Origin of the sequence: Paenibacillus sp. FSL H8-0332 (assembly GCF_037963835.1) — a bacterium.
GTDB classification, from domain to species: Bacteria; Bacillota; Bacilli; order Paenibacillales; family Paenibacillaceae; genus Paenibacillus_AQ; species Paenibacillus_AQ rhizoplanae.
In genome coordinates, this window is record NZ_CP150145.1 from 6,030,215 (window position 1) to 6,050,536 (window position 20,322).

Sequence of the window (20,322 nt, forward strand, 5' to 3'; positions counted from 1 at the left end):
AGGTCTCACCGCTTGCCTATATTCACACGTATCAGCGGGCTGGTCCGCCAGATTTTTTTCGCCGCGCTTGCTCTTCTGATGGCCTTCCCGTTCTATTGGATGGTTACGAGTGCCCTCAAAACCAATGATGAAATCTGGCGCTCCCCGCCCACTCTCTGGCCCGAGGTGCCACTGTGGGGGAACTTCGCCGCAGCTTGGAACGAGGCTCCGTTCGCCAGATATATGGGTAACAGTATCTTTGTCGCAGGCTCCATTGTCATCCTGCAGATCATCAATTCCGGGATGATGGCTTATGCGCTGACGCATATGAAATTCCGCCTGAAGGGCGTTTTTGCCGGAGTGATTCTGTTCGGTTATATGGTTCCCGCTACGGCAGTCTATCTGCCCGGCTACCTGGTCCTCTCCGAGTTACACTTGCTGAACTCTTATGCGGGCCTGATTCTCTCCAACTCTGTGAGTATTTTCGCCATCTTTCTGATCCGGCAGGCCTTCCTCCAGGTCTCGCATGAGCTGGTGGAGGCCGGTGAAGTGGACGGTGCCTCGCATATGCGGATTCTATGGACCGTACTGGTGCCCGTCACCAGATCCTCATTCGCCGTACTGGCGCTGATTACCTTCATTGACCAGTACAACAATTACTTCTGGCCGATGCTCATTACGAAGGACCCCAGCCTGCAGCTGGTCTCGGCCGGTCTGCGCAGCTTCTTCGTGGAAGGAGGTGCATACGGACTGAAATGGCCGCTCATCATGGCCGCCAGCGCCTTCACGATTGCCCCGCTGCTGCTAGTCTTCCTGCTGGCGCAGAAAACGATAATGCAAAGTGTCAACATGACCGCAGGCTCAAGTAAAGGCTAACACCTAAACTTCCATACCCAAGAGGAGAATGATGATGAACGTATTCAAAAGGTTGTCCGCAGTATCCATGATCGCCGGTCTCTCCGTACTCACCGCTTGCGGCGGGAATGCTGCTTCGGGTGAGGTTACAGCAGCGGACGGCGCAGCCGTACCTGCTGCCAATGCCGCTCCGGCAGGAGGCGCACCGGTCACGATTGAATTCTGGTATGGACTCGGCGGCAAGCTGGGTGAAAATATGGAATCGCTCATTCAGAAATTCAACGCCTCCCAGCAGGAGGTTGTTGTCAAGGGGATCGTGCAGGGGGATTATACAGAGACCGAACAGAAGCTTCAGGCAGCTATTGCTGCCGGGCAGGTCCCGGCGGTGGTCCTCTCCTCCAATATCGCTTGGGCGCGCAAGGGGTATTACGCCCCGATGGATGAGCTGATTGCCGGGCAGCCGGACTTCAATAAAGAGGATTTCGTCCAGACCTTCCTGAACCAGGGCCGGGTGGACGGCAAGCAGTATTTCCTCCCGATGTATGGATCGACCCAGGTGATGTACTACCGTAAGGATGCTTTTGCGAAAAGCGGCATAGACGCCAGCCAGATTAAGACCTGGGAAGACCTCGCTGCGGCCGCGAAAAAGATGACCGTCTCCGAAGGCGGCAAAACCACCTTCTACGGCTGGGAACCGATGTGGGGCCCCGGCAATATGATTGATGCCGCTCTCAGCAAAGGAGGCAGTATTCTTAGTGAGGACGGCACCAAGGTCACGATTGATTCCCCGGAGTGGATCGACACCTGGGAGTTCTTCCGCAAGTCGATTCATGACGACAAGATCATGCGTATCCACTCCGGCGGGCAAGGCTGGGAGTACTGGTACAAGACGATTGACGATGTGATGAAAGGCCAGGCGGCCGGATACACCGGCTCCAGCGGTGACCAGGGCGACCTTGATTTCAGCGTCGTCTCCGCTATGGAGCAACCGGGCTGGGCCGGAGCCGGCGAAGGCAAACCTGTCGCCGGGGCGAGTATGGCCGGTATTCCTGCCCAAGCCGGAGATGCCGAGAAGCAGGCAGCGATGAAATGGCTGACCTACTTCACAAGCTCCGAGAATACCGCGTTCTGGTCCATCCACACCGGATATATTAGCGTCCGCCAGTCTGCGCTGGAAGATCCGGCATTCGTCACCTTCAGTGAGAGCAATCCGCAGATCAAAATTCCCCTGCAGCAGGCAGCTCACGCCTCGGCCCCCTTCCAGGACCCGACCGGCGGCAAAATTAATGATGCCCTGACCATCGCAGCGGATAAGGTACAGATCGAGAATATCCCGGCAGCCGAGGCGCTGAAGGAAGCGCAGCAGACTGCTCAGGCGGCACTGGATAAGCTGAAATAAACGAAAAAATCGTTAAAGGTAAAGGGGAATGCAGCATGACTGAGCTTATCACTCCGCAAGGGAACTATCCCGTATCCGCCATTCTGTTCGACAAGGACGGAACGCTGCTGCAGTTCATCTCCCTCTGGGGAAGCTGGGGCGAATGCTTCCTCACCCAGTTCAACCGTCAGCTTGAGCAGCGCGGCCTGAGGTTCCCCACGCAGCATCTGGCCTCCCTGCTGGGAACGGTTCATGATGCTGAGGGGAGGATTACAGATTATGACCGTAACGGCCCCCTTGCCATGGGGACGATGAGCGATCTGTATGCCATTCTGTCCTGGCAGGGTTATCTGCTTGGCCTATCCTGGGCCGAAGCGGTTGAACTGGTGGACTCCTGCCGGAATGTAGCGGATGCGATGCTGGAGCAGAGCCGTCCGGTCCGCTCTCTCCCCGGGCTGGTGCCCTTTCTGGACGCGTGCGCAGCCCAGGGCATACCTATGGCCGTAGTGACTGCCGATGAAACTGCGGCAGCCGAGAATCATTTGTGCTGGATGGGCATCCGCCAGTATTTCACCGCCGTGATCGGCACGGATCAGGTGGAACGGGGCAAGCCCTTCCCCGACATGGCGCTGCTGGCCTGCCAGCGGCTCGTGGTATCTCCGGCTGAAGCCGCCGTCATCGGCGATACGAACGGAGATATGCGGATGGCTAAGGCAGCGGGCGCTGCCGTAGCCATTGGGATTGCCGGCGGAATCACCGCCGGGCTGGCGGCTTCAGCTGCGGCGGAAGGACCGGACGCAAATGCGGGCGGGAACGGGCAGGCGGCAGCAAGCCGGGTTACTGCGGCGGCAGACACGCAGGCTGCCGGGACTCTTTTGCCGGATGCAGATTGTGTAGTATCGTCTTATGCGGAGCTTGGTGTAGGAAGGATTGCACGATGAAGGCCGAAGGGGCCTTGGCCTGGGTATTTCTTGCCTTGGCTATTGTCTTCGAGCTGTCTGGAACGGTCTCCATGAAGCTGTCTCATGGCCTCACACGGCCCTGGCCCTCTGTGCTGATGTTCGTATTCTACGGAATCAGCTTCACCTCACTGAGTGTCGCACTCACCTCCATCAAAGTTGGAGTCGCTTATGCCGTATGGTCCGGGGCAGGTATCCTCCTGATTTCTCTGGCGGGGGCATTGTTTTTCGAAGAACGGCTGACGGGCTCCTCCCTCCTGTGGGTGACTGTGATTGTAGCGGGGATTGTTGGCTTGAACATTAGTGCCAAGGGGCATTAGCCTAACGAATAAAATATTTCAAGGAGGCTTCGCTTACCTATGAATACATCTTCCATACCGGGCGTTACTGAACCGCTGCTGACGTTCCAGATTATCACCGATACCCATGTCACCGCCGATCCGGAACACGAGTACAACCAGAACTTCGGGCAGGCATTGCAGGATTTGGCCTTACACGCACAGGGCAGCAGCGGCATCATGCATATTGGAGATATTACGAACAATGGCTTCCCGGAGGAGTATGAGGAGGTCCAGCGTATACTTGAACAGCATCAGGCCTCACTGCCGCAGCTTCGTTACACCCTGGGCAACCATGACGTCGGCCTCGGCCATTGGGATTCCCGTCTTGCGATGTATACTTCCCGCATGGGGATGCCAGGTCCTTATCATGATCACTGGACCTCTGGGTATCATTTCATCTTCCTGGGCACTGAGGAAGGGCTGCAGACGTTCTGCCATTTATCCGGCGAGCAGCTGCAGTGGCTGGACCGGAAGCTTGGGGAATGCGCACCGGACAAACCCGAGCCTGACGGGCAAATGCAGCCGTACCCGGAACAGGCTCACCTGCCGAATCAGCCCGTCTTCCTCTTCCTGCACCAGCCGCTGAAGGATACCGTAGCCGGTTCGCTGGAGTCTCAGGAGTGGTACGGAGTGACTCAGGATCAGGAACTGCGCTCTATTCTGTCGCGGCACCCGCAGACCTTGCTGTTCACCGGGCATACCCACTGGGAGCTGGAAGTCAGCAATACTATGTATCCCGGCAACGGACAGACAGCCACGATGTTCAATGCCGCTTCTGTAGCCTACCTCTGGACGGATCGGGATGAACATAAGAGCGGCAGCCAGGGCTACTATGTAGAAGTGTATCCCGACAAGGTGCTTGTCCGGGGACGGGACTTCACTACGGGGACATGGATTGAAGCGGCGCAATATGAGGTGGCCTATCCCGTTAACGCTCTACGGTAAATTAGGGAATCATTGATGTATCAAGCAGGAGCAATGTGCTTCCTGCGCAACAAAAAACGGCCTCTCTCCCAAGAGAAGGCCGTTTTTTGTTTACTTCGGTATAGGATGTAACCCGTTTATCTACTATTTAAAAGCAGGCAGCGCGATATCCGCGTAATTATCCTCCAGGAACTTCTTCACTTCCGGGCCGCTGATCGCCTTCGCCAGCTTCTGGATCACTTCGGAATCCTTGTTGTCCTCACGGGCAACGAGGGTAATGGTGAAGGCGGAATCTTCACGCTCGGTGATCAGCGCATCCTTCTTCGGAGTCAGACCCAGCGGGCTCGCGTAGGCTGGTGTCATTGCTACCAGATCCGCATCATCCAGCATCCGGGCCAGCATCAGCAGATCGACTTCCTCGAACTTATAGTTCTTTGGATTGGCGGTAATATCGGCTTGCGTAGCCTGAATCCCTATTCCATCCTTCAGCGTAATTAATCCGGCATCTGCGAACATTTGCAGGGAGCGTCCAATGTTGGACGGATCATTGGCCATGACGAGCGTTGCTCCCTCTGGCAGATCGGCAATGTTCTTGAAGCGTTTGGAGTATCCGCCGTAGATGGCATCATATACAGGCTGAACGGGCACTAGCTTTGCACCTTTGCTAGCATTGAACTGTTCCATGTAAGGGACATGCTGGAAAAAGTTCGCATCCACCTCTTTGTTCGCCAGCGCTTCGTTTGGCTGCACGTTATCGGACAGCACGACAACCTCCATGTCCACGCCTTCTTCCTTCAGAATCGGCTTCACAAGTTCGAGGATATCCGTCATTGGCGGAATCAGCGAGGCTACCTTGATCTTCACAGGTCCGGTGCTGGTTGCCGCCGGTGTCTTTTCCGCTTCTTTACTGTTGCCGCAGCCCGCAATTGCAAGCGTCAATACAAGCAGTACCAGTGCAAACGTGGTGGTCATTCTTTTTCCTGTTCTTTTCATGATATCTCTTAAGCCCCCATTATTGTATAGTATTCTAGCGTTTGTCGAGCAGTCTGGCTATCGTGCTTCCCGTGAATTGAATGAGCTGCACCAGCACAATCATCACGAGTATGGCGTAGACCATCACTTCTGTCTCGAAGCGCTGATATCCGTAGCGGATGGCGAAATCGCCAACCCCGCCGCCGCCGACAACCCCCATTACGGTTGAAAAAGAAATGAAGCTAATCGTAGACGCAGTGAGTCCCAGCACCAGCCCAGAACGGGCCTCTACATATAGAAACTTGAAAATCATTCCCGGCTTCGATGCCCCCATCGACAATGCCGCTTCAATCGTTCCCCGCGGAACCTCCAGCAGTGACTGCTCCACCAGCCGCGAGTAATACGCAATGGCAACGATGGACAGCGGCACCGTGGCTGCCAGGGTGCCAATCGCAGTACCCACCACCAGCCGGGTGAACGGAATCAGCGCCACCACCAGCAGCAGAAACGGAAAGGAACGGATGACATTGACGATGCTGTTCAGTACTAGAGACAGTCCTCTATTCTCATATAACTGGCCTTTGCGGCAAAAATAAAGCAGCGTCCCAAGCGGAAGGCCCAGCAGCAGCGCAGCGCCAATTGAAATGCCGACCATAACAAAGGTCTCTCCGATAGACTGCCACATCTGATCCTGGTATTTCAGCATGCTCTCAAACATGGGAGGCCCCCGTTCTGCCGGTGATCCGCTCGCGGAAGGAGCCTGAATGCGTTCCTGGAGGAAGGAAGCCGCCCTCCCCACGGGAGAAGGAATCTACGATCCGTCCGCTCTCCATGACGGATACCTCGGAACAGATGCTCCGCACGACATCCAGTTCATGGGTAACGATCACAATCGTTACGCCCAGGGAAGCATTGATATGGCGCAGCACCTCCAGAATATCTGCCGTGGTGCCCGGATCAAGCGCAGATGTCGGCTCATCGCACAGCAGCAGCTTCGGACTGTTAGCCAGTGCCCGGGCAATCGCTACCCGCTGGCGCTGTCCTCCGCTGAGCTGGGCCGGATATTGCCCGGCTTTGTCCGCCAGGCCTACGAATTGCAGACATTCCTCCACCCGCTTCATCCGCCCTGCACGCGGCACTCCGGCAAGTTCCAGAGAGATCGCCACATTCCGGCTGACAGTGGCATTGCCGATCAGATTGAAATGCTGAAAGATCATACCGATTCTCTGCCGCTGCCGGCGCAGCTCCTTATCCGGCAGCTCCGTAAGCCGCTGCCCGTCAACCATAACCGTTCCTTCATCGGGCCGCTCCAGCAGATTGATCAGCCGCAGTAGCGTGGATTTACCTGCGCCGCTGGTGCCAATAATACCGTGAATGGCACCCGCCTGGACTTCAAGCGATACCTGATCGACAGCTGTATAAGGGCCGTCCTTCAGCGTGAAGCTCTTGCTAACCTGACTCAGCGAAAGAATATGAAGCCCTCCCTTACAGACTGCCTGAACGTACTCTCTGAACCTCAGGATTTATTGTACTATAATTATTTAAAAACTGTTTTAATAAAAATCTCTTTAAATAATAAGGTATTTCTTCCGCTGTGTCATCATTTTTTTAAAAATGATTGCTACGTCTATGGACGAGCAGAGCATTATAAGGATGCTCGGGGCTCTATGGGATTATTCAATGGAAGCAGAATAGTAGCACAAAAAGGGGTGCAGCCCCTGATAGGACTGCACCCCTTTTGCTATTTTGCATAGACAAGTCTATTCGCTCTGAACGCTTATTCTTTCACACTGCCGACATTAAGACCCACTACGAAATACTTCTGCATGAACGGATACACCAGCAATATAGGTACTGAGGCGACCACGGTGATGGCTGCCCGGATCGAAATCGGCGTCACCATCGCCCGGGCTGAATTCTGATCCATACCCACCCCGTTGGTTACGGTAGGGTTCCCGTTAGAGTTCATCGTTGAAGACAGTAGCTTCATCAGCTCATATTGCAGTGTACTGAGGTGCTGCTTGGAGGAGGTGTAGATGAAAGCGTCGAACCAGGCGTTCCAGGCTCCAACCGCCACAAACAGTGCAATCGTCGCGAGCACCGGCTTACAAAGCGGGAAGACGACCCGCATGAAGATTTTGAAATCCCCGGCACCGTCGATTTTTGCCGATTCCATCAGGCTCTCCGGTATCGTACCGATGTAAGTGCGGATGACGATCATGTTGAACGCGCTGATCATCGATGGAATAACGTAGACCCAGAAGCTGTTCAACAGGCCCAGGTCCTTGATCAGGAAGTAGTTCGGGATCAGACCTGCGCTGAAATACATCGTCAGCACGAAGATTACCGTAATGAACTTACGGAATACATACTCCCTGCGGCTTAAGGTATACGCCAGCATGGTGGTCAGAAAAATATTAAGCAATGTAGAAACCACTGTACGTGCCACAGATATCAGGAAAGCATCAAAGATCGTTCCGGTGGCAAAAATCGCCTTGTAATTCTGAAAGGTCCATTGTCGTGGCCATAAGTAAATGCCGCCGCGGATCGTATCATTTCCTTCATTAAATGAAACAGCAATCGTATTGATGAATGGATATAAAGTCACAACCACCAGACAGACCATGAAGACCGTATTGAAGGAAGTGAACAAAAACGGTTCAAGTCTGCCGGTGCCCAGGTTTCTTTTCGCCGTAAAGCCTGCTTTATGCCCAGGGCTAATCTGCCGGTTATCCGCCATTATAACAACCTCTCTTCCCCAAGCCGCTTGGAAATCCCGTTAGCCATAAGCAGCAATGTCACGCTGACCACCGTTTTGAAAATCCCGCCAGCGGTTGCGAGTGAATAATTCCCTTGTGCAAGTCCGTATTTAAGCACGAAAATATCTATCGTTTCGGCCCAGTCTACTACCAGTCCGTTGCCGAGCAGGTACTGCACTTCAAAGCCTGCTTCCAGCACATGTCCTATGGACATAATCATCAGAATAACAATGGTCGCCTTGATGCCAGGCAGGGTTACGTGCATCATTTTCTTGTAACGGTTCGCACCATCAATCTCCGCAGCCTCATACAGGGCAGGGTCAATGGAAGCGATGGCTGCCAGATAAATAATAGTATTCCAGCCCACTTCCTTCCACACATGTGAAGCCCCTACGATTCCCCAGAAATACTTGCCTTCACTGAGCCACAGAATCGGCTCTTTAATCAGATGCAGCTTCATCAGAACGATATTTACAATCCCGTCATTGATGGACAGCGAGGTGGCCACAATGCCGGTAACGATAATCCACGATAGGAAATGGGGCAGATAGGAGATCGTCTGCACGGTTCTTTTCCAGAATACTTTCTTAATCTCGTTAAGCAGCAGCGCCAACACGATGGCTGTAACGAAGCCGAGGATCAGATTGATAACCCCCATGGCCAGCGTATTGCGCAGGACCCGAATGAAGTTATCATCGGTGAACAAAAACTTGAACTGCTTCAGTCCCACCCATTCCTGCTCGCCAAAGGACTTGGCCGGTCTGTAGTTCTGGAACGCCATTGTCCAGCCCCATACGGGAACGTAGGCAAAAAGGATAATGTAGAGCATTAGAGGCACGGACATCCAGATCAGCTGATTCTGATTCTTAATTACGCGCCAGGTAATCGGCTGCTTTTTCTTCTTGTTCTTCTTCGGACGCCGGACGCCAGTATCTATTTCTAAGGTCTCATCCATATTCGTTGTCTCCTACTCCATCAAATTAATGTAAGGTGGAAGGCCGTCACCCGGCCTTCCACCTTCTAAAACCCGGTACCAGACCTTACATTATTTACTCCAGTTCTCGATTCTCCACTTAATCTGCTCATTGATCTTGTCTTCGTAAGCCTTCACATTGGCTTTCTCGATCTGTTCCGTATAATCGGTCCATACGGAATCGAATTCGGCCGGCTTGGCAAGAATGGCTTTCGGCAGGAACTTGGTCTGCAGTTCATTTAGCTTGGTACTGGCAATTTTGGCATCCGAGCCTTCAATCAGATCGATGGACCATGCAGGATAATAGACAGGGTTTGGCGGCGGATCGCTGAAGAAGTCCACATAAGAGTTGAAGCCGTAGGCATCCAGAACTTCCTTATCGAACGGCTTCAGGCCTGCTTTGTATTCTTCCGGCTGTGCAGCGGCATCGGTGGAGTTGCCGTCGCTGTAGCTTCCTTCTGTTTTAGGCAGATATTCAAACAGTGATTTGGCTTTGTTGCCAAGCTGCCACGTAGCATCGGCTGCATCATCACGCTGCTTCTGGGTTCTCATGAATCTGCCGTTCTCAACGATATAATCCTCGCCTTCCACACCCCAAGAGAACAGCTTCTGCCACTTCTCATCCATCAGGGTGTCGAGCAGCTTGATAATCTTCACCGGATCTTTGGCATTAATGCTGATGCCGAAGCCGTTGTTAAGGTTGAGCACCGCAAGATCGCGGTAGTGATCTTTGGTCGACTCGTCGTATACCAGCGGAAGACCTACATAAGTGCGTTCGATTTTATTCTGAGTCGTCAGTGAATCCTCAGCAGCGTTGAAGTTCCAGTGCTGGTCGAACATCCCCAGAACGGTACCGCTGGACAGCTTAGCCATGTACTGGTCGTAGTTCTGCACGAAGGTTTCTTTGTCGATAATGCCCTTCTCGTTCATCTCGTTCAGCTTCTGATAGTACTGCTTGGCATAATCCTTATTGGCAAATACTTCGGCTACGCCGTCCTTCACGACTACCCCGCCATCGTTCGGATGTCCGATCAGATGCTGAGGTGCGTTGAACAACCCCCAGTTTTTCCAGTCATAGTTCAGAATTTCGAACCCGATGGTCGGGCTTCCATCAATTTTCGGATACTTTGCTTTATATTGCTCAATCAGGTCAAAGTATTGATCCAGTGTCTTAACCTTCGGATAGTTGAATTCCTTAAGCACTGCTTTTTGAATCCAGAAGGCCGGTCCCGAATACCATGAGCTGTTGACCTTACCGTTATATACACCGTAGTTAGGCAGAATATAAATATGTCCGTCATTCGGGTCCTTCATCATGTTCCAGTAGTCTGCATAATGCGCTTTCAAATTCGGCGCATGCTCTTCGATCAGGTCTTCAAGCGGGATATAAGCCCCTGCTGCTGTCAGCTTGGTGCTTCCGGTCATAAGGTCCGGATAATCCTGACCTGCAATCATAACGCCCAGCTTCTGGTTAATGTCGCCTGCTAAGAATTCCATATCGAAGCTGGCACCGGTCTCCTCTTTGATCTTCTTGTAAATCTTATTATCCGGTGTCGGCTGTTGCCCGGCTACCCCGATAAATGCGCTAACTTTGAACGGTTCAATCTTTCCTCCATTGTTAGCTGAAGCAGATTCCGTGGATGCTGGCTCCTTAGCACTGCCTGTAGTAGCAGCATTGTTGCCCCCGCAGCCTGACAGTGTGAAGCTAAGGGATAACAGAGCAATCAGGGAATACTTGTACGTAACTTTCAACTTGCCCCCCATAAAGCACCTCCATAGTGTATTTTCTTTAATTTGTAAGCACTTACACAAATGAATTATAGAGGTGAACCGTGTGTTAAAATACGACCGAACTAAAGGTATACCCCCGAAAATTTTAGAACTTGGCGTGGCGGTACTCATTCGGGCCCATGTGCAGCTCCTTCTCGAACCGTTTCAGAAACTGTCCGTAATTGGCATAACCGACACGTTCGGCAATCTCTGAGAGCTTCAGCCTGCTCCCGCGCAGGAGCTCAGCCGCCGCCTGAATCCGCAGGCGATGCAGCTGTTCATTGAAGGTTATCCCGTTCTTCTTAATCAATAGCTGCCCCAGGTATACCGGATGCAGAAAGAAGATCTCGGCCAGCTTCTGAATGCTCAGACTCTCCTGATAATGCTCCCCGATGTACTGGTTGATCTCCCGGACAATCCCATGCGACATATAATTCTGCTCACGCACCAGAAGATCTATGGCCTTCCCGCCGTAGGACAATAAGCGGCTGAGCAGCCCGCTCAGCGGGGTCATCGCCTGCTGAATCTCTGATACCTCAACACCCGATGCCACTCCGCCCTCCTCGCCTGCGGCTTCTGCCCCGGGTGCGAGTGCGAATATCCGGTACATGAGGTGAATTACGAATTTGCGCACCACCTCCGGCGCCACCTGCTGTTCCCGGAAGCTGCGGGCCGCCGCCTCCAGTGCCTCGCGGTAGCCATCCGCGTCCAGGAGATTCACGCAGTCCAGCAGAGCATCCATCAGCCCGATATGGTCATAGTGATAACTGAAGGGCTTGTCCTGCACCCCGCTGTAAGCCAGCACCCCTGCCTGCTCCGGCTCGTAAAAGAAATGTAAAAGAGTCTCTTTGGCCCGGCCATAACTGCCCTCTATGGACAACAAGGAGTCCTCCGGGGTTCCCAGCGCGATATGGACATTCCCTCCCCCGTACTCGCGCAGCAGGGTATCCAGCGCTTCAGCTATTCGGCCAGCGTCCCCGCTGCCTGCCATCATCCCGTACACGATCCCGAGCAATCCCGCTTCCAGATCAATCGTCACCATTGCCTGATATCCGGCCAGCAGGGAGACTGTCCGGCTCCGCACCTCTGTGTACAGCTCCGGGGCCGTCCGGATCAGGCAAATGTTCCAGGAAGTGCTCTCCTTGAAGCCGGGCAGCGTCTCCAGCCATTCCATAAGCTCGGGTTCACCCTTTTTGCCATGAAGCAGTCCCTTGATTAGGGTTGCCGCCTCTTCCCCGGAAGCTGTCTCATGGATTCTTCTGCGGTTCGCCTCCTGTTCCAGCTCCAAGCGGATTTCCCGCAGCTCCTCGGTAGCCTCCTCCGGGAAGACCGGCTTCAGCAGATAGTGATTGATTCCGTAGCTGATGGCCGTGCGGGCATATTCGAACTCACTGTAGCCGCTCAGAATGACGAACTTAGTCGAATCCGTCCCCTCCTGCCGCCACTCCCCGATCATCTCCAGACCATTCATCAGCGGCATATGGATATCGGTAATGACCAGATCCGGCTGAAGCTGCTTCATCATCTGCAGTCCCTCCCGGCCGTTGCCGCAGGTTCCGCACAGCTCGAAGCCCAGCTCCTGCCAATCGATCCACATCTCCATACCTTCCAGAGCGCTCGGCTCGTCGTCGATTAATAGCACTTTGTATTTCATCGTCTATACCTCTCTTTCCAGGGAATAATTCTTCTCAAGCAGCTTCAGGGGAATGCCAAAGGTCACTACGGTTCCCTGATCCGGCGTACTGGATATCTCGAAGCGCACCTGATCCGCGTAATTCAGCTCCAGCCTGCGGTATACATTGCGAATCCCGATGTGAGTCCCGGAGTAATCCTCCTTGCGGACCGCGAACATCAGCTCCTTCAGCTTCTCCGGCTCTATGCCTTTACCATTGTCGGATACTGTAATCTGCAGCCTGTTATCCAGCACGGCCGCAGCCACCTTGATGACGCCCAGCCCCTCAATGGTCTGCAGGCCATGCTTGCAGGAATTCTCGACCAGCGGCTGCATGCTCAGCTTCGGTATTTTATAATCCAGGGACTGCTCATCGATCTCAAAGGTATAGTCGAATTTGTCCCGGAACCTGAATTTCTCAATCCTCAGATACATGTCGATAAATGCAATCTCCTCGCGCACGGACACCAGATCCTCCTTCCAGCTCAGCAGTCTGCGCAGCAGCTTCGACAGGCTTTTCACAATATCGGTGACATCGTTATATTTGTTCTTGGTACAGACCACCAGAATCGCATTCAGCGTGTTGAACAGAAAGTGGGGGTTCATCTGGCTCTGCAGGAAATTCAGCTCCGCCCTGACGCGCTCCATCTCCAGGTTCTTGCTCTGGATCTCCAGCTTGTACACATCGTTGATCAGGGAGTGGATTCTGGAGGTCATCCGGTTAAAATTGTGGATTAGCCCGCCAATCTCATCCCGGCCCTCATCGATGGCGATCAGCTCGAACTTCTCGTTCGTCACCTTCTGCATGTGCCGGGCCAGGCGTTTCACCCGGTAATTATAGGAGCGCAGCATGATGTATATGAATATGCTGGTCAACAGAGTAAGCGTTGTCGCTAGGCCTGCTGCGTACAGCCGGATATCGAGAACCGCCTGGGAGATCCGCTCCCCCTGCGTAATTCCGACAATCCGCCAGCCTTTGAGATAATTCGCCGTACCTACAGCCATTACCCGCACCCCCTCGCTGTCGTCCTGGCTGTCGCCCCACTGATCGAATAGAGGATAGGGATCATCCGTAACGTGCTGATAGCCGCTGTCCGCTGACATCACAATCTTGTTTTCGCCATTGATCAGATAGAGGCTCAGGTAATCCCGTTCCCGGACGATAATGTCATAGATCTCACTGAGATCCAGATCAATCCGCAGCACCTTCTCATAGTTGTTCAGATTACGGTAATTGTCCATGGTCTCGATAATGCTGAGCGTAGGGGTGGACGAGGCCAAATTCTTGTTCTCCATCGTCCGGTAAGCAGCAACATATACCTGGGTGGTGGCCTTCTTCGCCTGCCGGTACCAGTCGCTGAACCATACTTTATCGTTCATTACCTGGTAATTGCCCCCGGATACAACCGTCTGGTTGTTCGTGTATATACTGATTCGTTCCAGCTGATTATTAACAGGCATATAGCTGTTCATCCGGTCTCTGAGCTGTTCGTTGAACATGCTGTAGAACTCGATAGAGTCCGTATAGGTCCGGTCCAGCATCTCGTACAGGTTCTTATCCGCAGCCAGCGTGTAGCCGACAGAGACCCCCCCTTCAATAAAATCATGAATATCCTTCCGCGCCCGTTCCATAGAAATCTCCAGATTCTGCTGCTCCCTCGATTTGATGAGATCCGTAATCCGCTCCAGGAACACCAGATTCAGCACCATGATCGGCAGGAGCACACCCACAATGTAGATGAGATAGAACTTGTAGCTTAGCGGAATATCATTGACGATGGTGCCGAATTTAAACCGTTTTGTCGCCATCCCTCACACACACCCGGCTTTCTTAAGATTTCGGGGTCCCCGCAAAGTACCTGAGTAACCTTCGAAGCCAAAGCCCCACTTTGTAGGGGTATTATTTCTCGCTGAAACGGTACCGTCCTTTAAAGGACGGCAAAGCCGTTTCCACTTAGAGCTGTTTATTGTTGTGGGCATTCTTGTACACCGAAGGTGACGAACCCACCTTATTCTTGAACTTGTCGATGAAATAATCGGTATTGGAAAAGCCCACCTGCACCGCGATATCCGATATCTTGAGCTGCGTTCGCTTCAGCAGGCTCTTGGCCGCTTCGATCCGCTTCTCATTCAGATAATCGCTGAAGCTGCGCCCCGTCTCCTTGCGGAACAGCTGGCCCAGATAAGCCGAATTCATATGAAACTGCCGGGCGAGGTCCTGGAGCTGCAGCTTGCTGCGGAATTCCAGATCCACGTATTGGATCACATTATAGATGGTATTCCCCTCGTTGCCTGCCCGCAGCTCGGTAAGGTACGCCGCTGTCTCCAAACAGAGCCGGTCCACATACAGGCTAAGCTTGTAATAGTCCGTGAGTCCGCCAAGGTTGCCGTACTCCTTGTGCATCGCACACATGATCTGGTCGGGGTCTCCCTGCATCTCGGCAATGCTCCGGCATAAGGTCATCTCCAGATGGGCTACCTCAGCCTGTGCAGCGTCAATATTCACCCGCTTGGCGGTCATGGCTGCGAAGGTTTCCCTAGCAGCGGCCCGGATTCTCTCAGGCACGCCTTCCTTCACCTCATCCAACAAACGCGTAAAGCGCCCGTCAGTGAATTCGGGAGACAAGCGGGCCGTACGCAGATCGTTGTAGTAGAAAATCCCGCCCCGCTCCTTCCGGTACTTCAGCCCCCACACCTCAAGTGTCTGGGTGTAAAGCTCTTGGACGGAGCGCAGACCGTTCCCCCGGCCGCTGATCATTACAGCCACCGGTACCCCCAGCTTCGCTGACTGCACCTTTTGCACCTGAGCGGCTGCTGCCTCCAGCGCTTCAGTGGACAGTCCGGCTGAGCGAACCAGAAGCCCGGCCCTTCCGGCCGGGTCCTGGAACACATAGCCAAGGTGATCCGGGAAGCCTTCGGTATCCCCTTCGTTCAGGCTCACCGTACCTGAACCTGAGATGGCAGCAGCAAGAATGCATTGCAGCTCAGTATCCGGCTGAAGCCCCAGCAGACCGCAGGCGGCGTGTTCCAGCTCCCCACTCCAATCCCCCTGGACACAGCGGCTGATCAGATTATGCACCAGAATATTGTGCTTCTTCTGACCTTCTAATCTGGAAGCGGTTTCATATTGAATAATAGCACTGATCTTCCCCAGCAGCTCCTCGATCTCCTCATCATCCACCGGCTTCAGTAGATAGCCGTCCACCTTATAGCGCAGTGCAGTCCGGGCATAGTTAAAATCGTCATACCCGCTCAGGATCACGAACCTCGGCGGCGGGTCCACTGCTTCCTTCACCGCCGCAATCAGCTCCAGGCCGCTCATCACCGGAAGATTGATATCCGTCAGCAGCAGATCCGGCCTGTGCTCCCGGATCAGCCGCAGGGCATCCCCGGCGCTAAGCGCTTCAGCGCATACCTCGAATCCGGATTTCTCCCAGTCCACCATTGTCCTGAGTCCTTCCAGAACCCAGGGTTCATCGTCCACAATCATGACTTTCAGCATGAGCCCCGCTCCCCTCTCAATCCTCTAAATTTGGTAAGTAATTGAATTACAAGTAATGCTAACATACAAGTTCAATCATGTGAATGTTAACTTAAGTGGATGTCATGCCCTTATCTAGCATTACTTATTCAGCACAAACAGGGAAGACCGCAGCCATTGTCGTATGGCGGTGGTCTTCCCTGTTCTTTTGACACTTGATTTATCGTGCGCTGAAATATTGATCAGGCAGATACTGTGGATCGATTCGTGCGATACAATCCGGTTACTCAGTTTCTACCACGAATCTTTTTATTACTGTATCTCCATCTTGGCAAAACAACCTCCAATTGCTGATATACCCTACTGGACGAGATAGCTGCATTCTGCGAGAGCAAGTTACGTAATCGACATCACTTGTCCGCCTGTCATGGCGACAAGCTGCTCGGCAGTTACCTCGAATACCGTTTTCGGATGTCCGGCGGCAGCCCATAATGATTTGTATTGAAACAGATCTTCGTCAACAATCGTCTGAACCGGCTGGATATGTCCAATCGGAGACACGCCACCAATGACAAAACCGGTTTTTTCCCGTACAAAATCTGCGTCCGCTTTGCCAAGGCGCCGGTCCAGGACGGCCGCGATTTTCTTTTCATTGACCCGGTTAATTCCGCTCGCAATAACTAGAAGCGGACTGTCGATTTCTTTCAATCGAAATACGATCGACTTGGCAATTTGTGCGACATCGCAGCCAAGCGAGTCCGCGGCTGCTTGTGCGGTATGGGCGTTGTCGGACAGCTTGACTACCTTGTTCGGGTAACCTCCTTCGGTCAGTGCGGCTTGTACGCGTCTGCTGCCTTCGTTGTGCAATAATTCCATATGAAATTCCTCCTTCGGATCATTCCTCTTCGTTGTAGTACATCGTAACCTGAACCGTGGTTATCGTTGCAGATGGGTTGATATATTGATGCGCGGTATGCCCGGCAAACCTGATCGCTTGTCCAGTCTGCAGCGTATATGATTCGCCCTGTATGTTCATTTGCAGCGTCCCGTCCGTTACGGTCAAAAACTCATATACTCCTTGCTGGTGCGGAGTGGAAGTAAAATCGGTGCCAGCATCCAGCACCATTGTGAACAGCTCCATCCTCGTTTGCGGATCAAACGGAAACAACATATAGACGCGGCAGCGACCGCCGTCCTCTGTTACGTGCGGTATATGTGCCGGGGTGGCGACAACAACGGCCGCATCATCATCACGCAGCAGGGACGAGAACGAAATATTGAGCCCTGTTGCAATTTTCCAGACGATGGTGACCGTCGGTTGAATATCACCCCGTTCCATCTGGTGCAACATGCCTTTGCTGACATTTGTCAAGGCTGCCAGCTTGTCCAGACTAAGACCACGCTGCTTGCGAATTCGCTGCAAATTCTGTCCAATACGGACGTGAATAGCACCTTCCAATGAGGCACTCCCTCCTATGTCTCCGGTTCGTCGCTTCCCTTAGGCGCGATCAATAAAAGAATGGAGCAATCCGTTGTCCAGAAATGGCGTGGTGGCGCGTAGGACAAGGACAACATCAGCTCTGCTATTTTTCGAATGCGCCTGATTTAATGTTTTGCAGCGAAACGGTTAATGGTTCGTTTGATTCGTATATTATAATATACATTCATCCGTTTATACAATACGAAATAAATACACACAAACAGTGGATCTTCCCGATTTCGTATCTTGAAAAAGTGTAAGAACCTTAATCTATTTTTAAGAGAGCAAGCCTTTGATACTAAAAAACGACAAAAAAGCCGCCCAACCGCACCGGATGTTTTCCCCTGAAAACATCCGGTGCGAGGCGACCTCACTGTACCTTAACTCTAATTCATTCCCCAAGCTCCGCCCGCAGCTTCAGGAACACCTGATAACTGCGCTCAGCGACCTCCGAAATCGCAATCGGGTGGAAGCCCGGCAGATCCGCATACAGCAGGTCGTTCAGCGGTGCGGTCCACCTAACCGGAAGTCTGGCAGCCCCCAGCTTCGCTCCCATAATGGAGCCGACGGTGGCCCCGTTGCAGTCGGTATCCATTCCGGCCGATACGGAGGTGACCACCGCTTTCTCGAAGTCGTCGCCGCCGTAGATCAGCGAGGCGGCCACAATGGCAGCGTTGTTGTTCGTATGCACCGGGTCGTAATGGCTGAACTCGTTCCAAAGGGTGCTGACCAGTTCACGCTCACTGCCTGCCTGCTGTGCAATTTCTACGCCCCGCAGCACATCCTTAGCCAGTCTGCTCGTCTGCGGAATCTCACTCAACCCGATCTGCACAATCTCCTGATTGCTGAGGCCTGCGAACGCCGCTGAGATCATGGCTGCATTGAACATCTCTCCATAGATTCCGTTCTTCACATGCGAGAACGACGCATCCCGCCAGCCCAGCTCCGCAGCCAGCTCGGGATGTCCGGCCGCTCCATAAGCCAGGGCATCTGCGCGGATTGCTGCACCGATCCATTCCCGGTACGGATTCAGATGCATCCGTACCCGTTCCTGCCGCAGCGGCCAATCCGCCGGCTTCTCCCCGTGCAGATGGGAGGTCTCCTGAGCGAAGTTCATATAGCTCTGCGTTTCCGCCGTGCAGACCTGACTGTAGGTCAGATGCCCGTGCCACAGCTTGCCGATATCCCAGGAGTCCCAGTTCAACCCTTTTTGCTCCAGCAGCATCAGGCCAAGCACGGTATAACGGATATCATCATCGCTCTCCATATAGCTGATCTTCTCGCGCGTGCTGGTGAAGGACCAGTCGCTTAAGCCCAGGCCGTATTCCTCCCTTGCCGTGGAATGCTCAGGAGTATAGCCTGTAATCGGCCAGGCATCCGCGCCGCGGAACCACAGCTCGATATTCTCCCAGCCGGTCCGGCCATCCTTCCCGTACAAGTAGTCCCAATATTCCAGCGGCTTGCCCAGCGCGCAACCTACACTCCGCCCAAGCCAGGCCCCGTAGAACCTGTCTCTCCACTGGTCCGGCGTCCAGTCCACCGCAAGCTTGCGCGGACCTTCCGGACGAAGCTGCCTGATCGCTTCCAGATCGGACGGCTCCTGGTAAGGGAAGCTTGCATCCACAGGAAGTGCCATCAGCTCCCGGTATACCTCCATCAGCTTGTCTTCATCGCTCCCGGCCGCATCCAGCTTCTCCGCCAGACTGCCCGGCTGGCAGCCTTCCTCGATCCGCTGCTGCAGCTCGAATCTTACCGTCTCCTGCAGACGTTCCCAGCCCGCCATCCGCTAGGATTCTCCTGCCGGAGACCCCAGCTGCCGGTCTAACCGTTCCAACGAATCGAACAGCAGCTTGATGAAGGCTTCGCGGTCTACACCAAGCAGTACCTCGGTATTCGCAGGCTGGTCCGGCTTCTTGCGGCGGTCCGCCACAGTCATGCCGCGGGTAAGCTTGCCTTCGGTCTCTACTGTTACATACAGGTGCTCGGATTCGAACAGCTCCGGGTGCAGCAGCCAGGCAATGGCGCAAGGGTCATGCAGCGCATTGCCGACAAAGCCCATTTTCTTCCCGTAGATCGAATAGAAATCCAGCAGCTCGCCGACCATGACGGACACGGGGCCGCGCGTCTTGAGCTCCTGAATCTCCTCTTCAAAGATCGCTGCCTTATCCGTCACATCCAGTCCGCTCATGACAATCGGAATGCCGGATTCAAAAACGATCCGCGCCGCCTCCGGGTCTACATAAATATTGAACTCCGCTGTCCGGGTCACGTTGCCGTAAGCCAGTCCGCCGCCCATTAGCGAGATCTTCTCGATCCGCTCCTTCACTTCCGGGTAAGCGGTAATCAGCAGGGCGATATTCGTCAGCGGGGCGGTAGGCACCAGAGTGATCTTCTCTTCCGAGGCGCGGATAATCTCCAGCATGAATTCTACTGCCCCCTGCTCTACGGGCTTGAACTTGCTCGCCGGCAGCGCCGGGCCATCCATGCCCGACTCCCCGTGGGCTTCCTCTCCGGTAACAAGCTTGCCCAGCAGCGGTGCCGCAGCGCCCTTGGCTACCGGAATATCTGCATTTACAAAGCTGAGAATCCTGAGTGCATTGTCGGTGATTTTATCCAGAATCTGGTTGCCGCCAACGGTTGTAATCCCCCGGATATCCAGCTCTCCCGGATGTGCCAGCGCAAGCAGAATGGCAATCGCGTCGTCATGCCCCGGATCGCAGTCAATGATGATAGGTGTTGGCATCGTTGTCACTCCCTCGTATTAGTTGTGAGTGGCTAG

At 53.7% G+C, this 20,322-nt stretch carries 18 protein-coding genes; 5 read left to right on the forward strand and 13 right to left on the reverse strand.

Going from position 1 to position 20,322, the window contains the following annotated elements; translation table 11 throughout:
- Nucleotides 1–12 precede the first annotated feature (12 nt).
- Genes NST43_RS26075 through NST43_RS26095 form a run of 5 tightly spaced genes read left to right on the forward strand, consistent with a single transcriptional unit; the run spans nucleotide 13 to nucleotide 4,457 of the window.
- Nucleotides 13–855 carry a carbohydrate ABC transporter permease gene (locus NST43_RS26075; protein ID WP_339220245.1) on the forward strand — a complete coding sequence of 281 codons (843 nt, stop codon included), beginning with the start codon at nucleotides 13–15 and terminating at the stop codon, nucleotides 853–855.
- Between the two features lie 34 nt (nucleotides 856–889).
- Nucleotides 890–2,233: an ABC transporter substrate-binding protein gene (locus tag NST43_RS26080; protein WP_339225529.1), complete on the forward strand. Its 1,344-nt coding sequence runs from the start codon at nucleotides 890–892 to the stop codon at nucleotides 2,231–2,233.
- Nucleotides 2,234–2,268: 35 nt separating this feature from the next.
- Nucleotides 2,269–3,153, forward strand: coding sequence for an HAD-IA family hydrolase (locus tag NST43_RS26085; protein ID WP_339220246.1), 885 nt, complete (start codon nucleotides 2,269–2,271; stop codon nucleotides 3,151–3,153).
- Nucleotides 3,150–3,491, forward strand: coding sequence for a multidrug efflux SMR transporter (locus NST43_RS26090; RefSeq protein WP_339220248.1), 342 nt, complete (start codon nucleotides 3,150–3,152; stop codon nucleotides 3,489–3,491). Before NST43_RS26085 ends, NST43_RS26090 begins: the two co-directional genes overlap by 4 nt.
- 39 nt (nucleotides 3,492–3,530) lie before the next feature.
- A complete protein-coding gene (locus tag NST43_RS26095; RefSeq protein WP_339220249.1) occupies nucleotides 3,531–4,457 on the forward strand; it encodes a metallophosphoesterase in 927 nt (308 codons plus the stop codon).
- A 123-nt stretch (nucleotides 4,458–4,580) separates the two neighbouring features.
- Here NST43_RS26095 and NST43_RS26100 read toward each other — a convergent pair whose 3' ends face one another.
- From NST43_RS26100 to NST43_RS26160, 13 genes are all read right to left on the reverse strand, one after another.
- A complete protein-coding gene (locus NST43_RS26100; protein ID WP_339220250.1) occupies nucleotides 4,581–5,429 on the reverse strand; it encodes a MetQ/NlpA family ABC transporter substrate-binding protein in 849 nt (282 codons plus the stop codon).
- A 34-nt stretch (nucleotides 5,430–5,463) separates the two neighbouring features.
- Entirely contained in the window at nucleotides 5,464–6,126 is a 663-nt protein-coding gene (locus NST43_RS26105; RefSeq protein WP_339220252.1) for a methionine ABC transporter permease, read from the reverse strand.
- A complete protein-coding gene (locus NST43_RS26110) occupies nucleotides 6,119–6,880 on the reverse strand; it encodes an ATP-binding cassette domain-containing protein (RefSeq protein ID WP_339225530.1) in 762 nt (253 codons plus the stop codon). The genes NST43_RS26105 and NST43_RS26110 overlap by 8 nt, the downstream gene beginning before the upstream one ends.
- Before the next feature lie 305 nt (nucleotides 6,881–7,185).
- Nucleotides 7,186–8,148: a carbohydrate ABC transporter permease gene (locus tag NST43_RS26115; protein WP_209994117.1), complete on the reverse strand. Its 963-nt coding sequence runs from the start codon at nucleotides 8,146–8,148 to the stop codon at nucleotides 7,186–7,188.
- Nucleotides 8,148–9,122 (reverse strand): ABC transporter permease subunit, encoded by a 975-nt coding sequence (locus NST43_RS26120; RefSeq protein ID WP_036700357.1) that lies wholly within the window; start codon nucleotides 9,120–9,122, stop codon nucleotides 8,148–8,150. Before NST43_RS26120 ends, NST43_RS26115 begins: the two co-directional genes overlap by 1 nt.
- Before the next feature lie 90 nt (nucleotides 9,123–9,212).
- Nucleotides 9,213–10,904, reverse strand: a complete 1,692-nt coding sequence (locus tag NST43_RS26125) for a sugar ABC transporter substrate-binding protein (protein ID WP_339220254.1) — start codon at nucleotides 10,902–10,904, stop codon at nucleotides 9,213–9,215.
- 112 nt (nucleotides 10,905–11,016) lie between these two features.
- Complete coding sequence (locus tag NST43_RS26130; RefSeq protein ID WP_339220256.1) at nucleotides 11,017–12,564, reverse strand: response regulator; 1,548 nt, start codon at nucleotides 12,562–12,564, stop codon at nucleotides 11,017–11,019.
- 3 nt (nucleotides 12,565–12,567) lie between these two features.
- A complete protein-coding gene (locus NST43_RS26135; protein WP_339220257.1) occupies nucleotides 12,568–14,391 on the reverse strand; it encodes a histidine kinase in 1,824 nt (607 codons plus the stop codon).
- 145 nt (nucleotides 14,392–14,536) lie between these two features.
- Nucleotides 14,537–16,084 carry a response regulator transcription factor gene (locus NST43_RS26140; RefSeq protein WP_339220259.1) on the reverse strand — a complete coding sequence of 516 codons (1,548 nt, stop codon included), beginning with the start codon at nucleotides 16,082–16,084 and terminating at the stop codon, nucleotides 14,537–14,539.
- Nucleotides 16,085–16,459: 375 nt separating this feature from the next.
- The gene (locus NST43_RS26145; protein ID WP_339220261.1) at nucleotides 16,460–16,939 is read right to left on the reverse strand and encodes a YbaK/EbsC family protein; all 480 of its coding nucleotides are present in this window, start codon (nucleotides 16,937–16,939) and stop codon (nucleotides 16,460–16,462) included.
- Between the two features lie 19 nt (nucleotides 16,940–16,958).
- Nucleotides 16,959–17,522 carry an XRE family transcriptional regulator gene (locus NST43_RS26150; protein ID WP_209994123.1) on the reverse strand — a complete coding sequence of 188 codons (564 nt, stop codon included), beginning with the start codon at nucleotides 17,520–17,522 and terminating at the stop codon, nucleotides 16,959–16,961.
- Between the two features lie 412 nt (nucleotides 17,523–17,934).
- Nucleotides 17,935–19,326 carry an ADP-ribosylglycohydrolase family protein gene (locus NST43_RS26155; protein WP_339220263.1) on the reverse strand — a complete coding sequence of 464 codons (1,392 nt, stop codon included), beginning with the start codon at nucleotides 19,324–19,326 and terminating at the stop codon, nucleotides 17,935–17,937.
- 3 nt (nucleotides 19,327–19,329) lie between these two features.
- On the reverse strand, nucleotides 19,330–20,286 hold the full coding sequence (locus NST43_RS26160) for a nucleoside hydrolase (protein WP_339220265.1): 957 nt from the start codon (nucleotides 20,284–20,286) through the stop codon (nucleotides 19,330–19,332).
- Nucleotides 20,287–20,322 lie beyond the last annotated feature (36 nt).

Excerpts from the sequence above, each read along its gene's own strand:
- NST43_RS26080 (WP_339225529.1), top strand. The coding sequence starts at position 890 with ATGAACGTATTCAAAAGGTTGTCCGCAGTATCCATGATCGCCGGTCTC.
- NST43_RS26085 (WP_339220246.1), top strand. The coding sequence starts at position 2,269 with ATGACTGAGCTTATCACTCCGCAAGGGAACTATCCCGTATCCGCCATT.
- NST43_RS26090 (WP_339220248.1), top strand. The coding sequence starts at position 3,150 with ATGAAGGCCGAAGGGGCCTTGGCCTGGGTATTTCTTGCCTTGGCTATT.
- NST43_RS26095 (WP_339220249.1), top strand. The coding sequence starts at position 3,531 with ATGAATACATCTTCCATACCGGGCGTTACTGAACCGCTGCTGACGTTC.
- NST43_RS26100 (WP_339220250.1), bottom strand. The coding sequence starts at position 5,429 with ATGAAAAGAACAGGAAAAAGAATGACCACCACGTTTGCACTGGTACTG.
- NST43_RS26105 (WP_339220252.1), bottom strand. The coding sequence starts at position 6,126 with ATGTTTGAGAGCATGCTGAAATACCAGGATCAGATGTGGCAGTCTATC.
- NST43_RS26115 (WP_209994117.1), bottom strand. The coding sequence starts at position 8,148 with ATGGCGGATAACCGGCAGATTAGCCCTGGGCATAAAGCAGGCTTTACG.
- NST43_RS26120 (WP_036700357.1), bottom strand. The coding sequence starts at position 9,122 with ATGGATGAGACCTTAGAAATAGATACTGGCGTCCGGCGTCCGAAGAAG.
- NST43_RS26125 (WP_339220254.1), bottom strand. The coding sequence starts at position 10,904 with ATGGGGGGCAAGTTGAAAGTTACGTACAAGTATTCCCTGATTGCTCTG.
- NST43_RS26130 (WP_339220256.1), bottom strand. The coding sequence starts at position 12,564 with ATGAAATACAAAGTGCTATTAATCGACGACGAGCCGAGCGCTCTGGAA.
- NST43_RS26135 (WP_339220257.1), bottom strand. The coding sequence starts at position 14,391 with ATGGCGACAAAACGGTTTAAATTCGGCACCATCGTCAATGATATTCCG.
- NST43_RS26140 (WP_339220259.1), bottom strand. The coding sequence starts at position 16,084 with ATGCTGAAAGTCATGATTGTGGACGATGAACCCTGGGTTCTGGAAGGA.
- NST43_RS26145 (WP_339220261.1), bottom strand. The coding sequence starts at position 16,939 with ATGGAATTATTGCACAACGAAGGCAGCAGACGCGTACAAGCCGCACTG.
- NST43_RS26155 (WP_339220263.1), bottom strand. The coding sequence starts at position 19,326 with ATGGCGGGCTGGGAACGTCTGCAGGAGACGGTAAGATTCGAGCTGCAG.
- NST43_RS26160 (WP_339220265.1), bottom strand. The coding sequence starts at position 20,286 with ATGCCAACACCTATCATCATTGACTGCGATCCGGGGCATGACGACGCG.